Origin of the sequence: Hymenobacter daecheongensis DSM 21074 (assembly GCF_900141805.1) — a bacterium.
Classification (GTDB): domain Bacteria; phylum Bacteroidota; class Bacteroidia; order Cytophagales; family Hymenobacteraceae; genus Hymenobacter; species Hymenobacter daecheongensis.
Map to the genome: position 1 here is coordinate 264,225 of NZ_FQYN01000002.1, position 21,170 is coordinate 285,394.

The following is a 21,170-nucleotide window of genomic DNA, read 5'->3' on the forward strand; positions in this document are numbered from 1 at the left end:
TCAAAAAGCTGCTTACAGATATTCAAACTACTTAAATCACTTGAGTCCATATATGAATCATCCATCCATTATCCTCACTGCCGGCGTGTCGCTGATGGCAAGCATTGCTGGCTTTGCTCAGTCGGGCAGCAATTTTCCGCAGCCAATTGGATACGGCGTTTCTTCCTTGTATCCGCAAGCTCCGCGCGCGGTGGTGACTGCAGACCTTAACCGGGACGGACGCATGGATGTGGCTACAGCCAACTTGGTCGGAAACAGCGTGGGCGTTTTGCTGAACGGAGCCGCGAACCAGCTCGGCACCCCCGTTAACTATACCGTCGGCTCAACTCCGAATGCCATAGTTGCGGGGAATTTCAATGCTGACACCTACCCCGATCTGGCAACCACTAACTACAATAGTCACTCGGTTTCAGTGCTGCTGAACAACCGTAGCGGGCTGTTTGGTGCGGCTCAGGATTATCCGCTGCCAAACAGCGCCGTCGTGTATGACTTAGCCATTGGCGACCTTACCGGCGATGGCCGGGCTGATTTGGCCGTGTTAGGCTCCGTCAGCACAGATGCACTGGTATACGTCTTTCCCGGCTTGAGCAATGGCACCTTCGGTCCAATTCTGACCCCGGTGGTGTTGCCGCAGGGTGGCGAAGGCATTGCCGTGGCCGATATGAACGCCGATGGCCGGCTGGATGTGGTAGTTTCCAACGGCCGCGCCACTTTTGAGGTACTGCGCAACGCGGGTAGCGGCAGCCTGACTTCGGTGGGCCGCTATGCGGGTGCCCAGGCAGGGCTCGATCTGGTGGTAGCCGATTTCAATGCTGATAGCCGCCCCGACGTGGCGCAAGCCGACTACGATGGCCGGGCTGTGAGCGTGGCAATGGCCACCGCCACGGGGTTTGCTGCCCCTACGGCGTATGCTGCCGGGCTGGGGTCTTCGGGGTTGGTGCGGGCCGATGTGAATGCCGACGGCATTGCGGATCTGGCAGTGTCAAACAGTGTGAGTAACGATGTGACAGTGCTACTGGGCGCCGCTACGGGCACGTTCAGCAATGCCGGCACCTTCGCGGCGGGAGGCACGCCATATGACCTCGCAGTAGCAGACCTCACTGGTGATGGCCGGCCGGACCTGATTACGGCGAATTTTGTGCAGAGCAACTCCGTGGCCCTAACAGTGCTGCCCAACGCGGGAAACGGCCGGTTTGCCACCGCCGCCTCGGCCCCGATTGATGTACCGGCCGGCCCGTTGCGCATGGTGCAAGGCGACCTCAACGGCGACAGTTATCCGGATGTCGTAACCGTCAGCGGCAGTCCTACTGTGGCCAACAGCAAGCTGGCCGTGCTGCTCCGGCAACCCGATGGCCGCCTGGGCACAGCCGTAACCTATCCTGTAGGCACCCGCCCTGAAGATGTAACGCTGGCTGATATCAACGGTGATGGCCACCTGGATGCCGTGACGGCCAATCGTGGAGCGGCCTCCTTGTCGGTATTGCTGAATAACACCGGCACTGGCCAGCTTACACCGGCCACTTCAGTCCCCCTATCCGGCAATCCGACCGGTGTAGTGGCCGCCGACTTCAATGCCGATGGCCGCCTGGATTTGGCCGTATCCGGCACGGCGGCCAATACTGTAGCGGTACTGCTGGGCACGGCCTCGGGGCAGCTTTCCGGGCCGAGCTATTTGACAACTGGCGCATTTTCCAGCGGCCTTGTTGCCACGGATGTGGATGGAGATGGGCGGCTGGATCTGGCTGTAAGCCATCCGCAGAATTACACCATTGTCATTTTGCGCAACCTGGGAAACGGCCAGTTCGCGACTCCGCTCACGATACCTGTAGTAGGCGTACCTGAACTCATCTTCGCCGCGGATCTTACGGGCGACGGCCGACCTGAGCTGCTGACCACAAACGGGGTCAGTTCCTCCATGTTGGTGCTGCGCAATGATGGCACCGGTCAATTTCAGGCGGCTATGCAGGCCGGCGTTTACGGCAATGGGCTGGCTGTGGCCGATCTGAATGGCGATGCTCAGCCTGAAGTACTGCTGGTGTCGGCGCAGGGCAATGAGCTGCAGGTGCTTTCCTATACGAATGGCAGCCTGATTCCGCAGCAGGATTTTTTTGCGGCCGGCTCCCCGCGCAGCTTAGCTGTTGGGGATGTGAATGCCGATGGCCGGCCGGATGTAACCATCGCTAATTCTGGAGCGCATTCGGTTACGACCTTTTTGCAAGGAGCTGCCTTTCCTACCGCCAGCCGCGCAGCTGCTCACTGGGCGGCGGATCTGCAGGTCTATCCTAACCCTGCCACCAGCCAGTTGCAAATTCAGCTCGCTGCCCCGGCGCTGCTTTCAGCTTGTACTATTCATCTACTCGATGCAACCGGCCGGGCAGTGTATTCTGCCAAGCAAACCTACGCCGGACAACGCTTCGAAGTACTAGTGGCCACGCTTCCGCGTGGGTATTATATCCTGCGCGTGACCAATTCGGCCGGACAGCAAAGCAGCCGCCAAGTGCTTCTACAGTAATACAGCTGCCGGCTTAAAGATAAAACGGCCGCCCCTCGCAGGAGGGGCGGCCGTTTTGCTGGCATCTGGCGCAAGCTGCCTGGTACGTTTGGGTACTAAACTTTGGGGGTGTAGGGGAATTTCTTGGAGGCGTTGCGCATCAGCATATTCACAATATTCTCGGTAGAAGAGAATACGGAGCCCGCAGCCAGGAAATCGTACTTCCATAGCAGCTTTCCAGCTTCATTCTCGTGAATATTGACGGTGATATTGGCCTGATTAGTAGCGCCCCAGGCGCCTACCAACAGTCCCATAGCCACGGCTGCGCCCTCGCTCATGGGCTTGGTGGTACGCACGCTGGTGGTCAGCACGGCATCTACGCCGAGCATTTTGGCCAGCTCCTGCGGGGTGTGCTTGGCCATGTCGGCATACGCAACGTGCTGTTGGGCCAGCAGGGCGTTGGTCTGGGCTACATCCTGGAAGGTGACGGTATAGCCGCGCTGCTGACCGCGGCGCAACAGCCAAGAATAAATCTGGCCCTGAAAATCAATACCGCTCTTCTGCTCCATGTCGCGCTGCTGGTCGGCCGAGACGCGCCGGGCTTCGTTGGGGCGCAGCTGCATCGTGACGCTGGCGGGCAGAATGGCTACGGTTTTGTGCTTGGGCGCGTAGGCGCGGAAATCCTGAGCCAGATAAATGGAAGGACCGCAGGCGGTGAAAAGGAGCGTCAGCAGCACGAGGGCCAACGACGGCAAAGTAGAGATACGCATGTAGGAATGAGGAATGAATGGGAGAATGAGAGCCTGGCCGCTTGCAGGTGCCAAAAATGCCATCAAATTTACTCCATTAACTCCTGCCTTGCTGCGCGAAAAGAAAAAATAACTTCCGTATTGGGAAACATTTTTCTGCAGTAGGCCAACAGACGTGGCCCGGGCCTCAGTATTCGGCCATCTGACTATCTACGTAGCACCAGGCCCACTGCTCGCCGGGCTCGGCCGAGGTGATGACCGGGTGCGCGGTGGCCTGAAAATGCCGGGTGGCGTGCTTGTTTTTGGATGAGTCGCAGCAGCCGACGTGGCCGCAGGTCTGGCACAGGCGCAAATGCACCCATTTGTCGCCGAGGGCCACGCACTCGGGGCAGACGTGCCCGGCAGGCGCCGGCAGCAGGGTTTCGAGGGTGGCGAGGTGTGAGCAGAGGGCCATTTTTGATGTGCTGATGTATTGATTCAATGATGTGCTGACAGGCCGGTACGTTGTTCTGCCAAAAGCCAAGAAGCTATTGACATTAGCTAAAAGGTCGCTGGAACGATGTAGAGACGCATACTTGCGTCTCCTCGGCCGCGCCGGCAGGGCGTTGTCGTTCAACGAGGAGACGCAAGTATGCGTCTCTACACCCCGCATTCAGTAACAGCTAAGATGCCGGCACCAGGCGCGTGACGATGCGCAGACTGCCCATGAGGGTTTTCTGCACCGGGCATTTCTGCGAAATTACATCCAGGCGCTGGCGCTGCTCCTCGCTGAGCGGGCCCAGCAGGCGCAGCTCCTTTTGCACTTCGTCGAGGGCCTGGCCGGGCTCTTCGCACTTCTCGCAGTCCTGCTCGTGCACGCGCTGGTGGCTCAAGCGCACTTCAATGGCTTCGAGGGGCCACTTTTTGCGGGTGGCGTAGAGGCGCAGCGTGATGGCCGTACAGGCCCCCAGCGCCGCCAGCAGCAGGTCGTAGGGCGTGGGGCCGCGGTCCTGGCCGCCTACATCCACGGGCTCATCCAGAAAAAAGGTGTGGCGGCCGGCTTGCACTTCGGCCAGCAGCGCCTCGGGCCCTACTTTCACCAGCACGGCTTTGTCGTTGGCGTCGGTCATCGGGCTTAGCCTTGGGGCATGTTGAGCTTGTGCATCAGCTCGTCGTTCAGGGGCTCCGAATACGCGCCGAATGCACTCACCAGCAGTCCTTTCACGCCCCGCTCCGATTCGATGGCGTACACCACGCTTTCGTCGCCGGGGTCGCTGTCGCCCTCGAAGCGGTAGAACTCGCGGACATGAAAATGCTGCGGGTGCAGCTTCAGATCGAGGCCCGGACAGTGCAGCACGTGGCCGTCCACGATGTTGAAGTCGTTGGTGTAGCCGCGCTTCTGCAGGTCGCGCACGGCCTGAAGCAGCGTATCGTAGGAAGGGTGATTCATGGCCGGGAGATTGGTGGAGCACTAAAAGATAGTGGTTTTTCTATGCTTTAGCAACCCATTCCGCACGCTCCGCTTCAGGGGTTGGCGACGGGTGTCCCCAGCGGCGGCTCCAGGTCAAACTGTATATCCCGCATGCACCGAAAATGGCCGCGCGGGCATTTGGCGTAGCCGATTTTGGAGCACGGCCGGCAATCCAGCCCGCGCACTTCCCACACCCGGAACTCGGTGCGAAACGGGTACATGCCAAACTCCGGCACCGTGTTGCCCCAAATGCTGATGATTTCCTTGCCGAAAGCCGCCGCAATGTGCATCAGCCCGGTATCGTGGCTGATAACCAACTGCGCCTGCCGCACCAGCGAGGCCGACTGATTCAGGTTGAACTTGCCGCAGGCGTTGTAGAGAGGTGAAGTTGTGAAGTTGGGGAGTTGTGAATTTTCGTCCCCAGAGGGCTGCAAGGCGGCCACTATTTCGTTGCCGGTGGCTGCGTCTTCGGGGCCGCCGAGCAGCACGATGGGGCGCTGCAGCTGTCGGCACAGCTCGATGATGCGCTCGGTGGGCAGGCGCTTGGTGGCGTGCTGCGCCCCGATGGCGAAGGCCACGTAGCCGGTCTGAAACGCGGCGGGCAGCGCGGTGGCAATGGTTACTTCATCCTGGGCGGGAATAAAATAATCGAGGCCGTGGCCGTCGTCGCGCACGCCCAGCGGGGCAGCGGCGGCCAGGTAGCGCTCCACGATGTGCACGGGCGGCAGCCGGTTTACCTTCAGATTGACCAGCAGCCACTTCTGCGCGTTCAGCTTGTCGAAGCTGCTGGATTTCACGCCTAATTGCAGCTTGATAAGCCGCGTGCGCAGGTTGTTGTGGAGGTCAACGATGTAGTCGAACTGCTCGGCGCGCAGCTCAGCTACCAGCTCATTGAGCGAGCCGGTGAGGCAATGCACCTTCGCCACATGCGGATTATTGGCCACGAGGCCGCGGTAGGCCGGCTTGGTGGCAAAATGCACCTGCGCGCCGGGCACCTGCTGCCTCAGCGCCCGCACCACCGGCGTAGTCAGCACGATGTCGCCGATGGAGGAAAAGCGCAGAACGAGAATTTTCATGGATTACGAGCTACAAGCTTTAAGCCTCAAGCTACAAGCTGTATCAGAAGGCTTGCAGCTTGTAGCTTGAGGCTTAAAGCTTTTTTTAGCTAAAAAGCGTGGCTTTGAACTCTTCGGCGGGCTTGATGCCGGCTTTGCGCTCCGCGAAGTAGGCGGCCATTTCGTCGGCGCTTAGTGCGTTGAAGGTCATGCCTTTGGTGAGGCCACCCTTGCGGCCCATCATCACGCCGTAGCGCATGTCGGCGTAGCCGTCGGTATGGTGGGCATCGGGGTTCAGGCTGAGGCGCACGCCCTGGTCGAGGGCGTAGCGCACCCAGCGCCAGTCGAGGTCGAGCCGCCAGGGGTTGGAGTTTATTTCGATGATGACGTTATGCTTGGCGCAGGCGTCGATAACGGCTTTGTGGTTGATAGGGTAGCCTTCGCGGCGCAGCAGCAGGCGGCCGGTGGGGTGGCCCAGCATAGTGGTGTAGGGGTTGGCAATGGCCCGCAGCAGCCGCTCGGTGGCCTTGCGCTCGTCCATGCGCAGGTTGCTGTGCACCGAGGCCACGATGAAATCGAAGGTTTCGAGCACCGTGGGCGCGTAGTCGAGGCCGCCGTCGGAGAGAATGTCGCTTTCAATACCCTTGAAGATGCGAAACGGGGCCAGTTCCTGGTTCAGCTGGTCGATTTCGCGCTGCTGCTGGCGCACCCGCTCCGGGCTCAGGCCATTGGCGTAGTGCGCGGCCTGCGAATGGTCGCAGATGCCGAGGTACTCGTAGCCTTTGGCGCGCAGAAACTCGGCCATCTGGCGCAGCGTGTGGGCACCATCGGAGTAGGTGCTGTGGTTGTGCAGGGAGCCGCGCAGGTCGCTTTCCTCAATCAGCGCAGGTAGCTTCTGCTCTTTGGCCAGGGCAATTTCGCCCTGGCCTTCGCGCAGCTCCGGCTCCACGTATTGCAGCCCGGCGGTCTGGTAAATGGCCTGTTCCTGATAAAACCGCTCCCGCTGCGCCAGCTGCCGCAATGAGCCGACCGGGCCGCCCAGCGGCTCGCTCAGGTGCGCCTCGGTGCCGGTGAGCAGAAACAGCTGGTTGACAAAATCTTCCTTCCGCACTATATGCACCGCCAACTTCACGCCCGAGGCCGTGGCCGTGCCGCGCCAGGCAAACGGGCCCGAGCGGGCGGGCTCGGGCGTGAGGCCGTCTAGCGTGCTAAGCAGCGCGTGGGCCTGCCAGGGCTGGGCGGTGGCGGCCACCAGCAGCACGGTTTCTACCACTTCGAGGCGGCGGCGCACCTCGCCGGCCACGGCCACCTGGTCGGTTTTCAGCGCGTCGCGCAGGTGCTTGGCCAACTCTTCCGCCAGGGTTTCGGCCTGGGGGTAGAGCAGCTTGCCGCGGTTTTCCTGGTTGAATTCGAGGGCGGCCAAGATCATGTCCTGGGTCTTTTTGCCGAAGCCTTTGAGCTTGCTCACCTCGTCGTTTTCGGCCGCTTCGCGCAGCTGCTCAATGCTTTCCAGCCCCAGCTCGCGCCACAGCGCCCGAATTTTCTTGGGGCCGATGCCTTTGATGCCCAGCATCTCCACCACGCCGGGTGGGGTGCTGTCGAGCAGCTTCTGCATTTCGGGGAAGGTGCCCGTATCGAGCAGCTCGGCCACTTTGGCGGCGGCGGTTTTGCTCAGACCGGTGCGGTCGGGCAGGCCGGTGCGGTCCATGTCGGCCACGGGGCTTTCCAGACGTTCCAGCACGGCGGCGGTGCCTTCGTAGGCCCGGGTTTTGAACGGGTTTTCGTCGTGCAGCTCCATGAGCGACGCGGTGAGGCGGAAGGCACGGATGAGGGCGCGGTTGTCCACTTGGTGGCTGATTTTTGATTTCTGGTTCCTGGTTTTTGGTTGCTGGGCGAGCCAAAAACCAAAAGCCAGCCCCCGAAAACCGATGAAAAGGGCGGTGGCCAAAGGTACGGGGCAATATCGTACATTCGCTGCTACGGCTCCCACTGGGCCCGATCCGGATTTTCTCCCGTTCCCGACTTTTGTTTGCTATGCGCCTATTCCTTTTGCTGAGCTGCCTGAGCGTGGTGCTCCTGGCCGGCACCTGCAACCCCGACTCGCCCACCACGGCCGCCGCCGCGGCCACCTCGCCCCAGATGAAACAGCTCGAACGCACTTGGCTGCACGCCCAGGAAGAAGACCAAGGCGACATTAAAGTGTACCGCCCCAACACTTACAACTTTCCGCCCGCGCGGGGCCGCACGGGCTTTCAGTTCGAGCGCAACGGCCTGTTTACGCAGTACGACATTGCCCCCACCGATGGTCTGGAAGGCCGCCGGGGCCAGTGGAAAGCCGAGGGCAGCACCAAAATCGTCATCAGCCTCGACGACAAGCGCGACCCGGACTACACGCTCGAAATCGTGTCATTGGACAAAGACGTGCTGAAGGTGCGCCGGCTGGAATAGTGCCGCCGGGCCGCGCCGGATGCAACCTTTGCCGCCGGGCGCGGCTCCCTGGCCTGTCTGCTCTCCTTGTTTCCGCCGTTTCTGCTATGCGTATTCTGTTTTCGTTGTTCCTGGTGCTGGTGTTTTTGGGTGGCTGCAAGAAAGAAAGTGACTTGGAAGCGCCCCGCACCCTGCAGGCGCAAATACTGGGCCGCACGTGGCTGGAATCCAGGGAGGAAGAAACGGCCGGCAGCGACGTTAAAGTCTTCCGTCCCGAGGGCTACGCCTTCCCGGTTTCCTGGGCCCGCGACGGGTTCCGCTTCGATGCCGGCAACGTCTTTACCGCCTGCGGCCCCAGCCCCATCGATGGTGTAGACACGGACCCCGGCCGCTGGCTGACCATCGGCCCCAACAAGTTCCGCATCACGCCCAACACCCACGCCGCCCCCTACACGCTCGAACTGGTTTCCCTCGAAAATGACGTGCTGCGGGTGAAGGTGAAATAGTGAGATGGTGAGATAGTGAGATAGTGAGATGGTGAGTTGACGTGGTGGTGGCGCCAGTGGCGCAATCTGTCCCGGACAACGGGTGAAGTCTTCGAATACCCCCAAAGCCCTGCCGTATATGCTGCGTCAGGGCTTTTTGATGGAAAAGAGTTGGGTACATTTGAGCCGACGGATTGCGCCACTAGCGCCACCACCACGTCAACTCACTATCTCACCATTTCACTATTTCACCTTATGCAATACTGGCTCGTAAAATCGGAACCCGGCGCGTATTCCTGGGCTGATTTTGCCCGCGAGGGCGGCACCGCCTGGACCGGTGTGCGCAACTTTCAGGCCCGCAACTACCTGCAGCAGATGCAGCCCGGCGACCTAGTGCTGTTCTACCACAGCATGACCGAAAAAGCCGTGGTGGGCCTAGCGGAAGTGGCCGCCGCCGCTGCTCCGGATGCCACCGCCGAGGCCGGCAGCGGCTGGGTGGCCGTGGTGCTGCAGCCCCGGCAGCCATTGGCGCAGCCTGTGGCCCTGGCCCGCATCAAGCAGGATGCCCGCCTGACCCAGATTGGCCTGCTGCGCCAGTCGCGCCTCTCGGTGATGCCGCTGCGGGTAGAGGAGTTCGACGTGATTCTGGAGCTGGGCAGCTGAAAGCAGGGCGAAAATCCGTTGGGCGACGAGCAAAGCGAGTAGGCGGTGCTGCACGGTTCGGTCCACTCGCTTTTGCTCGTCGCGCAACGGGTTTTTGCGCTACGGCTTCGGCGGCCGGCCAAAGTGAATTCTGGCCGTAAAAAGTGACTTTACCGCGGCTTCGTCGTATCTTCCTGTACGCCACCCGGTAAGTGGCATTATCTGCCATGAAACACGTCCTACTCGCATTTTTGCTGTTGTCGGCGGTGGGCTGGCCGCCGGATGCGCTGGCGCAACGCCGGCACCAACCCAAGCCGCTGCCGCCGGCCAATGCGCCCACTCAATCGGCGCGCCTGGAGCTGTCGCTGGAGGCCTACACCAGCGACGTGCAGGTACAGGTGCTGCCCGACGACAGCAGCGCTGTGCTGCTGGTGGAGCAGGAAAGCCTGGTTTCCCGCCACTCCAAATACAACTTTCATAAGCTGGACCACGCGTTGCAGACCAGCTGGACCAAGCCGCTGGAAGTGCCCAAGGACTTTGAGTTCACCAAAATCTGCGCGGAGGAAGCTATGGTGTATGCGCTGTTTCAGCGCGGTTCGCAGAGCCATAAGCTCTGGGTAGCCGCCCTGAACAGCCGCACCGGCGAAATCAGCACCACTACCTTCGATACCAAGGTGAGTGATGAGGTATATGAGTTGAAAGCCCTGGGCGGCAACCTGTTCGTGACGGTGCAGGTGGAGCAGCACGTAACGGTGCTGCTGCTAAATCTGCGCACCGGCCAGCACCAGTTTCTGCCATCAGTGTACGAGCCGGTTCCCGCCCAACTCACGTTTCTGGCCGATTCGGTCAGCAAGCGGGCTAAGTTCGTGGTCAGCCAGACGAACGGGGTGAAGTCGCGGCTGCAGGTGAAGCAACTCTCGGCGCAGGGCAAGCTGCTGCGCACCGAATACGTGCAGGCCGCCAGCGACCGGGGCCTGCTCACGGCCCAGATCAGCCCCGGCGACAGTACCGAGCGGCTGCTTACGGGCACTTACACGTTGCGCGACCCGCGCTATTCGCAGGGCCTGTTTGCAACCGATCTGGCCGCCGGCGTTACGCCCACCGGGGCCCGCGAGTCGTTGCGCTTCTACGATTTTTTCAATTTCAAGCACTTCTTCGACTTCATGCACCCGGCCCGCGAGGCGCGGTTTCGGCAGCGCGGGGCGCGGCGGCGCGCCACGGCGGGCCAGTTTCGGCTGCACTACCGCTTGCTGATGCACGACCTGCTGCCGTTCCAGAATGGCTACGTGCTGGTAGCGGAGGTGTATTATCCGCACTACCGCTACGACTCGTATGGCTATAGCTACATGATGAGCCCGGTGCGCAGCTTCGACGGCTACCGCACGACGCAGGCCATCATCTGCGGCTTCGACCGCCACGGCAACCTGCTCTGGGACAATAATTTCGTGCTGAAAGACGTGCAGCACACCGACCTACTGGAAACCGTGCGCCTGCGCCCGCTGCCCGACGGCAAGCGCCTGGCCCTGGCCTACCTCGACGACGACCAGATCCGCTATAAGATTATCGACCGCACCGCGCCCTCGCCCAACGACCTGAGCGTGCCCATCCAGACCGCGCCCGCCACCACGGCCAAAGAGCAGGGCACTTCTACCCGAAATGCCGGGATGCTGGCCTGGTACGGCAACCGCTTTCTGGCCTATGGCTACCAGCACGTGCGCGTGGATGGCGGCCGCGACCGGGACGTGTTTTTTCTCAACACGGTGGCGTTTGAATAAGCCAACGGCGGGCCCGCATCTGCGTAGAGGGAGAGAAATTTCTGATTTTTTTCCTCTCTTCGCCCTATGAAAACCCGCTTTTTGACTTTCCTGGCTCTGGTAGCGCTGCTGGCAGCCACCAGCTGCCGCAGCGCCGGCCCCGGCCAGCCCGCCAAAACCGTCGATCAGTTTTTCCGCAAATATGAAGGCCGCTCCGGCTTCAAAGTCAACGACTGGTCGGCGGGCTTTACTACCCGGCTGCTGCTGCTGAAGCTGGGCAGCCTGGGCGGCGACAACTCCGTGACGCAGGCCCTGTCGGCGGTGCGTAGCGTGAAGGTTCTCACCTTCGTGCCCTCATCGGGCAGCGCCCGCCAGCTGGTGGCCGAGGGTCTGAATAAGGAAGTGGACGGTCTGCTGGCCAGTGAGCGGTATACGCCCCTGCCCGCCAGTGAAGCCGGCACCGCCAAGATGCGCTACGCCGCCCGCCAGCAGGGCGACAAAGTGCAGGAAGTGGTAGCCACCGGCAACGTCGATGGGGCGCCCGAATCGTTTATGATGGTCGCCGTTTCCGGCAATTTCACGCAGGAGCAGCTGCAGCAGCTGATTAAGTTTTTGCCGAAGGTGAAAAGCGAGATGGGCCAGTAAGGAGTGTTGGTTGCTGCGTCGGCTGTGCTCCTGTCTCGTCTGTCATCCTGAGCAAAGCGAAGGACCTTCTTCTTCGGCTATTACAACTGTCATTCAACGCACAAAGCCCTTTACCACGTAACGGTAAAGGGCTTTGCTCATTTAAAAAGGCTGCTCATTTAACGGAGGAAGGTCCTTCGCTTTGCTCAGGATGACAGACGACTTTGGCAGGCATCTGCTAAGCCCGTGCCTCGCGCATCAGGCGCTCGATGTCGTCGGCTTCGAGTGGGATGTTCTTCATCAGGTCGTCGTTGCCGGTTTTGGTGATGAGAATGTCGTTTTCGAGGCGGATGCCGAGGCCTTCTTCCCGGATGTAGATGCCCGGCTCGCAGGTATACACCATGCCTGGCTCGAAGGTGCGGTACTTGAAGCCCACATCGTGCACGTCGAGGCCGAGGTAGTGGCTGGTGCCGTGCATGAAGTACTTTTTGTAGAGCGGCGCGGCCGGGTCCTGATTCTTTACGTCGTTGGCATTGAGCAAATCGAGCCCAATCAGCTCCTGCTCCATGGTGCGGCCTACTTCGGCGTGGTAGTCCTCGATGTTGTTGCCGGCCACGAGGCGGGAGGTGGCGAACTTCATCACGCGCAAAACGGCCTCGTACACGGCGCGCTGGCGCTTGGTGAAGGTGCCGTTCACGGGGATGGAGCGCGACAAGTCGGCGGCGTAGTTGGCGTATTCGGCCCCGAAATCCATCAGAATCACGTCGCCGTCCTTGCATTCGCGGTCATTGCTCACGTAGTGCAGAATGCAGGCATTGGCCCCCGAGGCGAGGATGCTGCCGTAGGCCGGGCCGCGGCTACGGTTGCGCAGAAACTCGTGGTACAGCTCGGCCTCAATCTCATATTCCCACACGCCGGGCCGCACGAAGCCCAGCACGCGGCGGAAGGCTTTTTCGGTGATGTCGGCGGCCTGCTGCATCAGCCGGATTTCCTCGGGGCTCTTGATGGCCCGCAGCTGGTGCAGCAGCGGGGCCGCGCGGCGGTACTGGTGCAGGGGATACTCGGCGCGCAGCTCGCGGCCCAGGCGGGCATCGCGGGTTTCGACCTCCACCACGGCCCGAATGTGCTCATTGGAATTTAGATACACGTTTTCGGCCTCATTCATGAGGGCCGGCAGCACCTGCTTAAAGGAGTCGAGCCACATGATGGTGGGCACGCCCGATTGGACGCGGGCTTCGTCTTTGGTCAGCTTGTAGCCTTCCCACACCAGAATATGGTCGCTGGTTTCCTTCAAAAACAGGATTTCGCGGTACTGGGGCAGCCGGGCATCGGGGAAGATGACGAGGATGCTCTCTTCCTGATCCACGCCCGAGAGATAGAACAGGTCGTTGTTCTGGCGGAAGGGCATGGTGCCGTCGGCGTTGGTCGGCAGCACATCATTCGAGTGGAAGATGGCCAGCGAGGCCGGCGGCAGCAGCTGCGTGAAATTGCGGCGGTTCTGGATGAACAGGTCGGGCGAGATGGAGCCGTAGCGCATAGAGTAGGCTTGGGGTGAAAGACGAGAGACGCGCCGGGCGCGGGCGGGCTGCAAGTTAAACGAAAGCCGCGCAGAAGGAAGCCAACGCACCTTTTTGCCAAACCAAGCCGCGCACGGATTACCGCCGCCGCCTGCGTAGTTTTGCGCCCCGCTCCCACCCGCCTATGCCCGCCCCCTTGCCCAGCTCCCGCGCCGTCCTGCTGATTCAGACCGCTTTCATCGGCGACGTGATCCTGGCTACGGCCTTGCTGGAGCGCCTGCACCAGACGGAGCCCGACACGCCCGTGGATTTTCTGGTGCGCAAGGGCAACGAGGGCCTGCTTCAAAACCACCCTCACGTGCGCCGGGTGCTGATCTGGGACAAGAAGCACGACAAATACCGGGGCCTGTGGCGGCTGCTCCAGCAAATCCGCGCCACCGGCTACGACCGGGTTATCACGCTGCAGCGCTTCGCCTCCACCGGCTTTCTCACCGCCTTTTCCGGGGCCCGGCAGCGGGTGGGGTTCGATAAAAACCCGTTTGCCTTCCGCTTCACCCGCGTGGTGCCGCACGTCATCGACGTTGGCGTGCATGAGGTGTCGCGCAACCTACACCTGCTCGATCCGGCGGCCGAGCTGGCCCTCACCCCGCCCCGCCTCTACCCCACCCCCGCCGACGAAGCCGCCGCCGCGCCCTACGCCGCCGCGGGGCCGTATCTGTGCATCGCGCCTACGTCGGTGTGGTTCACCAAGCAGTTTCCCGAAGAGCAATGGGTGAAGCTGCTGCGGGCCCTGCCGCCGCACTATACGGTGTATCTGCTAGGCGGCCCACCCGATGCCGAGGCCTGCGCCCGCCTGCTGGCGGCCAGCGGCCGGCCCGGCGTCATCAACCTGGCGGGCCAGCTTTCGCTGCTGGCTTCGGCCGCCCTGATGCGCGGCGCCGTGCTGAACTACGTGAACGACTCGGCTCCGATGCACCTGTGCTCGGCCGTGGGTGCGCCTACGTGCGCGGTGTATTGCTCCACGGTGCCGTTTTTCGGGTTCGGGCCGCTCAGCCCGTTTTCGCGGGTAGTTGAGCTGATGGAAGAGCTGGACTGCCGCCCCTGCGGCCTGCACGGCTACCGCAAGTGCCCGCTCGGCCATTTTTACTGCGCCCACGGCATTGAAACCAGCCAGCTGCTGGCCGCGTTGGCTGAGGCGGAGCAAACCCCTCCCCAACCCCTCCCCAAAAGGGAGGGGCTCTAGCTTTTTAGTTTCTAAATTTTAGAGTTGGAGCTGATCCGCACATCGGAGTCATAGCCTTTACTAGTTTCTAAAATTTAGAGCTAGAGCCCCTCCCTTTTGGGGAGGGGTTGGGGAGGGGTTGCGTACCTTTGCAACCGCCGGCCGGCCTGGCTGGTTATAGGGGCGGGGGCGGCTGTTGCCACGGCCCGAAGCCCTCAAGACCCCAAGACCCCACCGAATGTCTGATTACGATCTGCACGAATACCCCAACGGGATTCGGCTGCTGCATAAACAAGTTCCGCACACCAAAATCGCGCACTGCGGCTTCCTGCTCGACATTGGCTCGCGCGATGAAAAGCCCCACCAGCAGGGGCTGGCGCATTTCTGGGAGCACATGGCCTTCAAGGGCACCGAGAAGCGCCGCTCCTTTCATATCCTGAACCGGCTGGAAACCGTGGGCGGCGAGTTGAACGCCTACACCACCAAGGAGAAAATCAGCTTCTACGCCTCGCTGCTCAGCACCCACTTCGAGCGGGCCTTCGAGCTGCTGACCGATCTAACCTTCAACTCCGTGTTTCCAGAGCGCGAAATCGAGAAGGAGCGCACCGTGATTCTGGAGGAGATGAGCATGTATAAGGATGCGCCCGAAGACGCCATTATCGACGAGTTCGACACGGTAGTGTACGGCCAGCATTCTTTGGGCCACAACATTCTGGGCACCCGTCAGAGCGTCACGGACTTCCAGCAGGCCGATTTTCACCAGTTTCTGGCCGAGAACGTGCGTACCGACCGGCTGGTATTTTCGTCCGTCAGCAACCTGCCCTTTGCCGAGGTGAAGCGCCTGGCCGATAAGTACCTGGCCCCGCTGCCGGCCCGGCTGGGGGCGCGGCCTCGCCTGGCCTTCAGCGGCTACCAGCGCACCGAGCAGCTGGAGCGCCGGCCCATCACGCAGGCCCATTGCCTCATTGGCGGCCCGGCCTACGGCATCAAAGATGAGCGGCGGGTGCCGTTTTTCATGCTGAACAACATTCTGGGCGGCCCCGGTATGAACTCGCGCCTGAACATGGGCGTGCGCGAAAAGCACGGCCTCGTGTATTCCATCGACTCTACTTACAGCCCCTACACCGACACGGGCCTGTTCGGCATTTACTTCGGCACCGAGAAAAGCCAGGTGAAGCGCACCATTGGGCTGGTGCAGAAGGAGCTGAAGCTGCTGCGCGAAAAGCCACTGGGCACCAGCCAGCTGCACACCGCCAAAGAGCAGCTGATGGGTCAGTTGGCCATGGCCGAGGAAAGCAACGGCGGCATGATGCAGCTGCTCAGCAAAAGCACCCTGGACCTGGGTCACGTCGAGTCCATCAACGAAATCTTCGCCCGCATCCGCCGGATTTCGGCTGCGGAGCTGTGCGCGCTGGCCAATGAGGTGCTGCACGAGGACAATCTGAGTGTGCTGCAGTACGTGCCGGAGTAGGATGGCGGGGCGAATGGCGCAGCGCATTTTTGGCCATGTCGGCCAGTATCGGCCCGGCGACTTGTTCGGGTCGCGGGCCGAGATGAGCCTGACGCGCATTCATGCGCCGTTGCGCAGTGGCGTGAGCGGCACGCAGGCCGAAGGCGTGGATTCCATTGTGCTGGCCGACCAGTACGAGGACGACCTTTTCACGGAGGAGCAGATCTGGTACGCGGGCCACGGCGGCCGCGACGCCAAATCGGGCAAGCAAGTGGCCGACCAGGTGCTGACCAGCCGCAACGCCGCCTTTCTGCGCAGCCAGCAAACCGGCCAGCCCGTGCGCGTCTTGCGCAAAATACTGGATGAAGTGCAAGGCTCGGTGTACCGCTACGAGGGCCTGTATACTGTCGTTGATTCCCGCTACGAGCAGGGCAAATCCGGGTTTATGGTTTGGAAATTCCTGCTCCGGCCGCTTAATTCTTAATCCACTATGCCCTTCACCCCCGCGCATCCGGCTCTGATTCTGCCCCTGCTCCGGCCGTGCCGCCGGTGGCTGTCGGCTACGGGGCTAGTGCTGGGCGCTATGGCCCCCGATTTTGAATACTTCCTGCGCCTGCGGCCCGATGGCATCTACGGCCACACGCTGGCTGGCATCTTCTGGCTCGATCTGCCGCTGATTCTAGTTTTCGCCGCCCTGTTTCATGGGCTGGTGAAGCAACCGCTGGTGGCTAGTCTGCCCGATTTTCTACGCCGGCGGATGCTGCCGCTGGTGGGGCCGCGCTGGCCGTGGCGGCGGGTGCTGGCGAGCCCAGTGCTGCTGGGCGGGCTGGTGGGCACGGTTTCGCACCTGGTCTGGGATGCCTTTACCCACGTGGATGGGCTGGCGGTGCTGCATTGGCCGGCCCTGCAACAGCCCATCGGGCCCTTGCTGCTATATACTTGGCTGCAGCTGGGCGGCACGGTGGGCGGGCTGGCGGCCATTCTTATCTATTTGCTGCGGCTGCCGGCTACCGTTCCGCGCATTGAGCCGGGGCCAGCCGGGGCGCGGCGCACGTTCTGGCTGGGTATTGGGGCGGCAATGGTAGTATTGTGGGGGCCGTTTGCGTGGTTTTCGGCCCAGATCTGGCCTTTCGACCTCAGCTCCGTGGTCGTGACGGGCATGAGCGCGGCGCTGGTGGGACTGCTGGCGGCGGCGGCCGTGGTGCGGCGGCACGGAGCGCGGGCCGCCGAATAGCGGGCGCGGCCCGGTATCTTTGCCCCTCTTCCGCTACCCCCATCCGCGCCCGTGCTACCTGACCCCAACGACGAACTGCAAGCCTACGCCGAGGCCCATACCAGTCCCGAAACCGACCTTTTGCGCCAGCTCAACCGCGAAACCCACGTGCAGGTGCTGGCCCCACGCATGCTCTCGGGCCAGCTGCAGGGTCGGCTGCTGAGCATGATAAGCCACATGGTGCGGCCCCGGCGCGTGCTGGAGTTGGGCACCTTCACCGGCTATTCGGCCCTATGCCTGGCCGAAGGGCTGCTGCCCGAGGGTGAGCTGCATACCGTGGAGCAGAACCCCGAGCAGGAAGACCGTATTCGGCGCTACGTGGCCGCGGCCAGCCTCACCGGCCGCGTACACCTGCACATCGGCGACGCGGCGGCCGTGGTAGCCACGCTGGCCGAACACGCCTGGGATTTGGTGTTCATTGATGCCGATAAGATCAACAACGCCCTGTATTATGAGCTGGTGCTACCCCAGGTGCGCCCCGGCGGCTTTTTGCTGATTGACAATGTGCTGTGGAGCGGCAAGGCCCTGCCCTCCTACCCGCTGAAAGCCGCCGACAAGGACGCCCACGCCGTGCGGGCCTTCAACGATATGGTGCAGCAGGATGCGCGGGTTGAAAACGTGTTTTTGCCCCTGCGCGACGGGCTGCTGCTGGTGCGCAAGCGGTAGGGGCAGGCGGGGTAAGTCCGGGCTACAGCGCGAATGAAGCAAGGCGGGAATTTAAACCTTCCGGTAGCGGCAGCGTCTTAGCCTCTTACGTGTCTGTGGTAAGCTGATTTTAAGTTGAGTGCTATGAAGAAAGCCCTGTGGCTGTTGCTGATCTGTTTGTTTTCGATTTCCAAAGTCTCCTCCCAAAACCTGACTCTTAGCGGGCGCATCGTGGATGCGAAAGACCAGAGCCCGCTGATCGGGGCCAACGTGCTGCTCACTCACCTGCCCGATTCGGTGCGGCAGGGCGCGGCGGCCGATGCCGGCGGCGGCTTTTCGTTCGCGGGGCTGGCGCCGGGGCGCTATGTGCTGGCGGTTTCGTTTCTGGGCTACACCACGCTGCGCCGCCCGCTCACGCTGGGCGCGCAGCCGCTGAGCCTGGGCGCGGTAGCGCTGCAGGCCGGTGGCGGCGTGGCGCTGAAGGGTGTGGAAGTAGTAGGCCAGGCCGCTGCCGCCGTGCAGAAAGGCGACACCACGCAGTATGACTCGCGGGCTTTCAAGACCAACAAGGATGCCAGCGCCCAGGACCTAATCACGAAAATGCCCGGCGCGGTAGTGCAGGATGGCAAGCTGCAGGTGCAGGGCGAGCAGGTGCAGCGCATTCTGGTGGATGGCAAGGAGTTTTTCGGCTCCGACCCGGACGCGGTGCTCAAAAACCTGCCCGCCGAGGCTATTGATAAGATTCAGGTGTTTGACCGCCGCAGCGACCAGGCCCAGTTCACGGGCTTCAACGACGGCAACACCGACAAAACCATCAACATCACCACCAAGCCCAGCTTCCGCAACGGGCAGTTTGGGCGCGTGCTGGCTGGCTACGGCCCCGACAATACCAGCGCCAACGGCCGCTATCGGGCCAGCGGCAACCTGAACTCCTTTAAAGGCACGCAGCGGCTGTCCATCGTGGCGCAGTCGAACAACGTGAACGAGCAGAACTTCGGCACCGATGATCTGCTCGGCGTAATTGGCACCTCGGCGCAGGGCGGCGGCGGAAACCGCGGCCAGGGTGGCCAGGGAAGGCCGGGTGGCGGCGGCCGGCCCGGCGGCCAGGGCGGGCAGCAGGGCGGCGCGGCCAGCAACTTTCTCGTCAACCAAAGCAGCGGCATTTCGACCACCCACGCCGTGGGGCTGAACTACTCCGATACGTGGCGCAAAAAGACCGACGTTCAGGCCAGCTACTTCTTCAACCTGAGCGACAACACCACCCAGAGCACTACTAATCGGCTCTATAATGTACTGACTCAGGGCCGGCCGTTGGGCTACGATGAAAACTCGCTGACCACGGCCCGCAACATCAACAACCGCTTCAATCTGCGCCTGGAGCACAAATTCGACACGGTGAACTCCGTGCTGTGGCAGCCGCGCTTCACCATGCAGCGCAACACCAGCACCAGCACGCTCGATGGCCGCACGTTTTTGAGCGGCGACTCTGACCAGCCCACTACCACCCAGAGCACCAACGCCAGCACCTACCGCTCGGCTCAGGATGGCCTCACGCTGGCCAACCAGCTGCTCTACCGCCACCGCTTCGCCCTGCGCGGGCGCACCTTTTCGCTGGGTCTGAACACGACCTATAACGACCGCGCCGCCGACAATTTCCTGCGCTCGGCCAGCTACGATTTCGCCGCCCCGCCCCGCATTGACACGGCCGCTACCGACCAGTACTCGCGCCTCGACCAGGTGGGCTGGAACTGGAATGCCACGGCCACCTACACCGAGCCGCTGACGCTGAAAACTCAGCTGCAGGCCAACTATACGCTTTCCTACGCCCCCAACGACTCCGACCGGCGCACTTTCGACCAGCTCACGGGCCGGCGCGTGGCCAACGACTCGCTCAGCAACGTGTTTCGCAGCAACTACCTCACCAACGCCGCCGGCCTCACCTACCGCTACCAGTTCGAGAAGGTGGAGTGGGCCGTGGGCGCCGCCGTGCAGCACGCCCGCCTCGACAACGACCAGACCTTCCCGCGCGACCTGACCACCCGGCGCGACTTTGTGAACGTGCTGCCCAACGCCACGCTGCAATACCGGTTTTCGCAGCAGCAAAATCTTCGCTTCAACTACCAGATGCGCACTCAGAACCCGAGCATCAGCCAGCTGCAGGAAGTGGTGAACAACTCCAACCAGCTCCAGATCCGGACCGGCAACCCGAATCTGGCCCAGGAATTTGCCCACAATCTGTTCGTGCGCTACTCGTCATCGTCGCCGGGCACGTCGCGCTCCTTTTTCGCGCTGCTCGGCGGCTCTTATACCGATAACTACATTGCCAACAGCACCGTAGTGGTGCGCCAGCCCACCGACATCGGGGGCGTGACGGTGCCGGCCGGCGGCCAGATTACGCGGCCCGTGAACCTGAACAAGCAGTATTCGCTCCGCTCGTTTGCCAACTACACGCTGCCGCTGAAGGTCATCAAATCCAACCTGAATCTGAACGGCAACGCCACGTTCTCGCAGACGCCGGGCCTGGTTAATGCGGGCCTGAACTACAGCCGCTCGCCCAGCTTCGGACTGGGCGCGGTGCTCAGCTCCAACATCAGCCCGGAGCTGGATTTCACGCTTTCGTCCAGCTCCAGCCAGACCTACGCCCGCAATACGCTGCTGAGCCAGAACAACAGCCAGTACTTCCGGCAGAACACCACGCTGCGTCTGAACTGGGTGGTGGTGAAGGGCGTAACGGTGCAGTCGGACGTGAACCATGTGGCCTACAGCGGCCTTGCCGCGGGTTTCAATCAAAGCTTCGTGCTCTGGAATGCCAGCCTGGGCAAGAAGCTGTTTGCCAAGCAGCAGGCCGAAATCCGGCTCTACGGCTTCGATCTGCTGGGTCAGAACAATAGTATCAGCCGCAGCATCACCGATGCCTACACCGAAGACGTGCGCACCAACATCCTGCAGCGCTACTTCATGCTGATGTTTACCTATAACCTACGCAACTTCAGCGGCTCCGCCCCCGCCGACACGCCCCGTGAAGGCGGCCGCCCCGGCCGGGCACCGGGTGGTGGTAGGTTCGGGGGTTGAAGTTTTAACGCACCGCCTGTCATACTACACCGTCTGTCATCCTTCATCTGGCGTACGCAGAGCGAAGGGCCTTCCTCGTAGTTTTCTGCAACCGTAGTTTAACGCACAAAGCCCTTTACCGCTGCAACGGTAAAGGGCTTTGCTCATTTTAACAGGCTTGTCGCTTAACCAAGGAAGGTCCTTCGCAGGCTCAGGATGACAGGCGGCTTTGTGCCACCGCCGAAAGGCAATTTTGCACTTTTCAGGCCGCCATCCCCCGTTTTTTCGCCTACTTTGTAGGGTCGAAATCCGGGCAGCGGTAGGAATGCGCCCGG

Annotated in this window: 19 protein-coding genes; 12 read left to right on the forward strand and 7 right to left on the reverse strand. The window is 61.9% G+C overall.

Features of this window, described 5'->3' with window-relative positions; genetic code table 11:
* The first annotated feature begins 223 nt into the window (after positions 1-223).
* Positions 224-2,512: a T9SS type A sorting domain-containing protein gene (locus tag BUB62_RS04045; RefSeq protein ID WP_073106511.1), complete on the forward strand. Its 2,289-nt coding sequence runs from the start codon at positions 224-226 to the stop codon at positions 2,510-2,512.
* Positions 2,513-2,607: 95 nt separating this feature from the next.
* Here the strand turns inward: BUB62_RS04045 and BUB62_RS04050 are convergent, their stop codons facing one another.
* From BUB62_RS04050 to BUB62_RS04075, 6 genes are all read right to left on the reverse strand, one after another.
* The gene (locus tag BUB62_RS04050) at positions 2,608-3,261 is read right to left on the reverse strand and encodes a hypothetical protein (protein ID WP_073106513.1); all 654 of its coding nucleotides are present in this window, start codon (positions 3,259-3,261) and stop codon (positions 2,608-2,610) included.
* A 166-nt stretch (positions 3,262-3,427) separates the two neighbouring features.
* Positions 3,428-3,694: a UBP-type zinc finger domain-containing protein gene (locus BUB62_RS04055; protein ID WP_073106516.1), complete on the reverse strand. Its 267-nt coding sequence runs from the start codon at positions 3,692-3,694 to the stop codon at positions 3,428-3,430.
* 208 nt (positions 3,695-3,902) lie between these two features.
* A complete protein-coding gene (locus tag BUB62_RS04060; protein WP_073106519.1) occupies positions 3,903-4,349 on the reverse strand; it encodes an OsmC family protein in 447 nt (148 codons plus the stop codon).
* Between the two features lie 5 nt (positions 4,350-4,354).
* A complete protein-coding gene (locus BUB62_RS04065) occupies positions 4,355-4,669 on the reverse strand; it encodes a hypothetical protein (protein WP_073106522.1) in 315 nt (104 codons plus the stop codon).
* Between the two features lie 74 nt (positions 4,670-4,743).
* The gene (locus BUB62_RS04070; RefSeq protein WP_073106525.1) at positions 4,744-5,766 is read right to left on the reverse strand and encodes a glycosyltransferase family 9 protein; all 1,023 of its coding nucleotides are present in this window, start codon (positions 5,764-5,766) and stop codon (positions 4,744-4,746) included.
* Between the two features lie 85 nt (positions 5,767-5,851).
* Positions 5,852-7,591, reverse strand: a complete 1,740-nt coding sequence (locus BUB62_RS04075) for a helix-hairpin-helix domain-containing protein (RefSeq protein WP_073107293.1) — start codon at positions 7,589-7,591, stop codon at positions 5,852-5,854.
* A gap of 188 nt (positions 7,592-7,779) precedes the next feature.
* Between BUB62_RS04075 and BUB62_RS04080 the strand changes: the two genes are divergently transcribed.
* The 5 genes from BUB62_RS04080 to BUB62_RS04100 all read left to right on the forward strand — a co-directional run bounded on the left by BUB62_RS04080 (position 7,780) and on the right by BUB62_RS04100 (position 11,698).
* Complete coding sequence (locus BUB62_RS04080; protein ID WP_073106530.1) at positions 7,780-8,193, forward strand: hypothetical protein; 414 nt, start codon at positions 7,780-7,782, stop codon at positions 8,191-8,193.
* A gap of 86 nt (positions 8,194-8,279) precedes the next feature.
* Positions 8,280-8,678, forward strand: a complete 399-nt coding sequence (locus tag BUB62_RS04085; protein WP_073106533.1) for a hypothetical protein — start codon at positions 8,280-8,282, stop codon at positions 8,676-8,678.
* A 234-nt stretch (positions 8,679-8,912) separates the two neighbouring features.
* Positions 8,913-9,320 (forward strand): EVE domain-containing protein, encoded by a 408-nt coding sequence (locus BUB62_RS04090; protein ID WP_073106536.1) that lies wholly within the window; start codon positions 8,913-8,915, stop codon positions 9,318-9,320.
* Between the two features lie 206 nt (positions 9,321-9,526).
* Positions 9,527-11,074 carry a hypothetical protein gene (locus BUB62_RS04095; RefSeq protein WP_143164020.1) on the forward strand — a complete coding sequence of 516 codons (1,548 nt, stop codon included), beginning with the start codon at positions 9,527-9,529 and terminating at the stop codon, positions 11,072-11,074.
* A gap of 66 nt (positions 11,075-11,140) precedes the next feature.
* On the forward strand, positions 11,141-11,698 hold the full coding sequence (locus BUB62_RS04100; RefSeq protein ID WP_073106542.1) for a DUF4252 domain-containing protein: 558 nt from the start codon (positions 11,141-11,143) through the stop codon (positions 11,696-11,698).
* 217 nt (positions 11,699-11,915) lie between these two features.
* Here BUB62_RS04100 and BUB62_RS04105 read toward each other — a convergent pair whose 3' ends face one another.
* Positions 11,916-13,214: an aminopeptidase P N-terminal domain-containing protein gene (locus tag BUB62_RS04105; RefSeq protein ID WP_073106545.1), complete on the reverse strand. Its 1,299-nt coding sequence runs from the start codon at positions 13,212-13,214 to the stop codon at positions 11,916-11,918.
* 164 nt (positions 13,215-13,378) lie between these two features.
* On the opposite strand from BUB62_RS04105, the gene BUB62_RS04110 reads away from it, so the two are divergent.
* The 6 genes from BUB62_RS04110 to BUB62_RS04135 all read left to right on the forward strand — a co-directional run bounded on the left by BUB62_RS04110 (position 13,379) and on the right by BUB62_RS04135 (position 20,856).
* The gene (locus BUB62_RS04110) at positions 13,379-14,437 is read left to right on the forward strand and encodes a glycosyltransferase family 9 protein (protein ID WP_073106548.1); all 1,059 of its coding nucleotides are present in this window, start codon (positions 13,379-13,381) and stop codon (positions 14,435-14,437) included.
* Between the two features lie 217 nt (positions 14,438-14,654).
* Complete coding sequence (locus BUB62_RS04115; RefSeq protein WP_073106551.1) at positions 14,655-15,887, forward strand: M16 family metallopeptidase; 1,233 nt, start codon at positions 14,655-14,657, stop codon at positions 15,885-15,887.
* A 13-nt stretch (positions 15,888-15,900) separates the two neighbouring features.
* Positions 15,901-16,350 carry a YDG/SRA domain-containing protein gene (locus BUB62_RS04120; RefSeq protein WP_073106554.1) on the forward strand — a complete coding sequence of 150 codons (450 nt, stop codon included), beginning with the start codon at positions 15,901-15,903 and terminating at the stop codon, positions 16,348-16,350.
* Positions 16,351-16,356: 6 nt separating this feature from the next.
* Positions 16,357-17,100 carry a DUF4184 family protein gene (locus BUB62_RS04125; protein ID WP_073106557.1) on the forward strand — a complete coding sequence of 248 codons (744 nt, stop codon included), beginning with the start codon at positions 16,357-16,359 and terminating at the stop codon, positions 17,098-17,100.
* 51 nt (positions 17,101-17,151) lie between these two features.
* Positions 17,152-17,805 (forward strand): O-methyltransferase, encoded by a 654-nt coding sequence (locus tag BUB62_RS04130; protein WP_073106560.1) that lies wholly within the window; start codon positions 17,152-17,154, stop codon positions 17,803-17,805.
* A gap of 123 nt (positions 17,806-17,928) precedes the next feature.
* Entirely contained in the window at positions 17,929-20,856 is a 2,928-nt protein-coding gene (locus BUB62_RS04135) for an outer membrane beta-barrel family protein (protein WP_073106563.1), read from the forward strand.
* Positions 20,857-21,170: the final 314 nt, after the last annotated feature.

Coding starts and splice junctions, on each gene's coding strand:
- BUB62_RS04135 (WP_073106563.1), top strand. CDS start 17,929: ATGAAGAAAGCCCTGTGGCTGTTGCTGATCTGTTTGTTTTCGATTTCC.
- BUB62_RS04120 (WP_073106554.1), top strand. CDS start 15,901: ATGGCGCAGCGCATTTTTGGCCATGTCGGCCAGTATCGGCCCGGCGAC.
- BUB62_RS04045 (WP_073106511.1), top strand. CDS start 224: ATGGATGTGGCTACAGCCAACTTGGTCGGAAACAGCGTGGGCGTTTTG.
- BUB62_RS04110 (WP_073106548.1), top strand. CDS start 13,379: ATGCCCGCCCCCTTGCCCAGCTCCCGCGCCGTCCTGCTGATTCAGACC.
- BUB62_RS04105 (WP_073106545.1), bottom strand. CDS start 13,214: ATGCGCTACGGCTCCATCTCGCCCGACCTGTTCATCCAGAACCGCCGC.
- BUB62_RS04100 (WP_073106542.1), top strand. CDS start 11,141: ATGAAAACCCGCTTTTTGACTTTCCTGGCTCTGGTAGCGCTGCTGGCA.
- BUB62_RS04125 (WP_073106557.1), top strand. CDS start 16,357: ATGCCCTTCACCCCCGCGCATCCGGCTCTGATTCTGCCCCTGCTCCGG.
- BUB62_RS04050 (WP_073106513.1), bottom strand. CDS start 3,261: ATGCGTATCTCTACTTTGCCGTCGTTGGCCCTCGTGCTGCTGACGCTC.
- BUB62_RS04085 (WP_073106533.1), top strand. CDS start 8,280: ATGCGTATTCTGTTTTCGTTGTTCCTGGTGCTGGTGTTTTTGGGTGGC.
- BUB62_RS04065 (WP_073106522.1), bottom strand. CDS start 4,669: ATGAATCACCCTTCCTACGATACGCTGCTTCAGGCCGTGCGCGACCTG.
- BUB62_RS04095 (WP_143164020.1), top strand. CDS start 9,527: ATGAAACACGTCCTACTCGCATTTTTGCTGTTGTCGGCGGTGGGCTGG.
- BUB62_RS04080 (WP_073106530.1), top strand. CDS start 7,780: ATGCGCCTATTCCTTTTGCTGAGCTGCCTGAGCGTGGTGCTCCTGGCC.
- BUB62_RS04060 (WP_073106519.1), bottom strand. CDS start 4,349: ATGACCGACGCCAACGACAAAGCCGTGCTGGTGAAAGTAGGGCCCGAG.
- BUB62_RS04070 (WP_073106525.1), bottom strand. CDS start 5,766: ATGAAAATTCTCGTTCTGCGCTTTTCCTCCATCGGCGACATCGTGCTG.
- BUB62_RS04055 (WP_073106516.1), bottom strand. CDS start 3,694: ATGGCCCTCTGCTCACACCTCGCCACCCTCGAAACCCTGCTGCCGGCG.
- BUB62_RS04090 (WP_073106536.1), top strand. CDS start 8,913: ATGCAATACTGGCTCGTAAAATCGGAACCCGGCGCGTATTCCTGGGCT.
- BUB62_RS04115 (WP_073106551.1), top strand. CDS start 14,655: ATGTCTGATTACGATCTGCACGAATACCCCAACGGGATTCGGCTGCTG.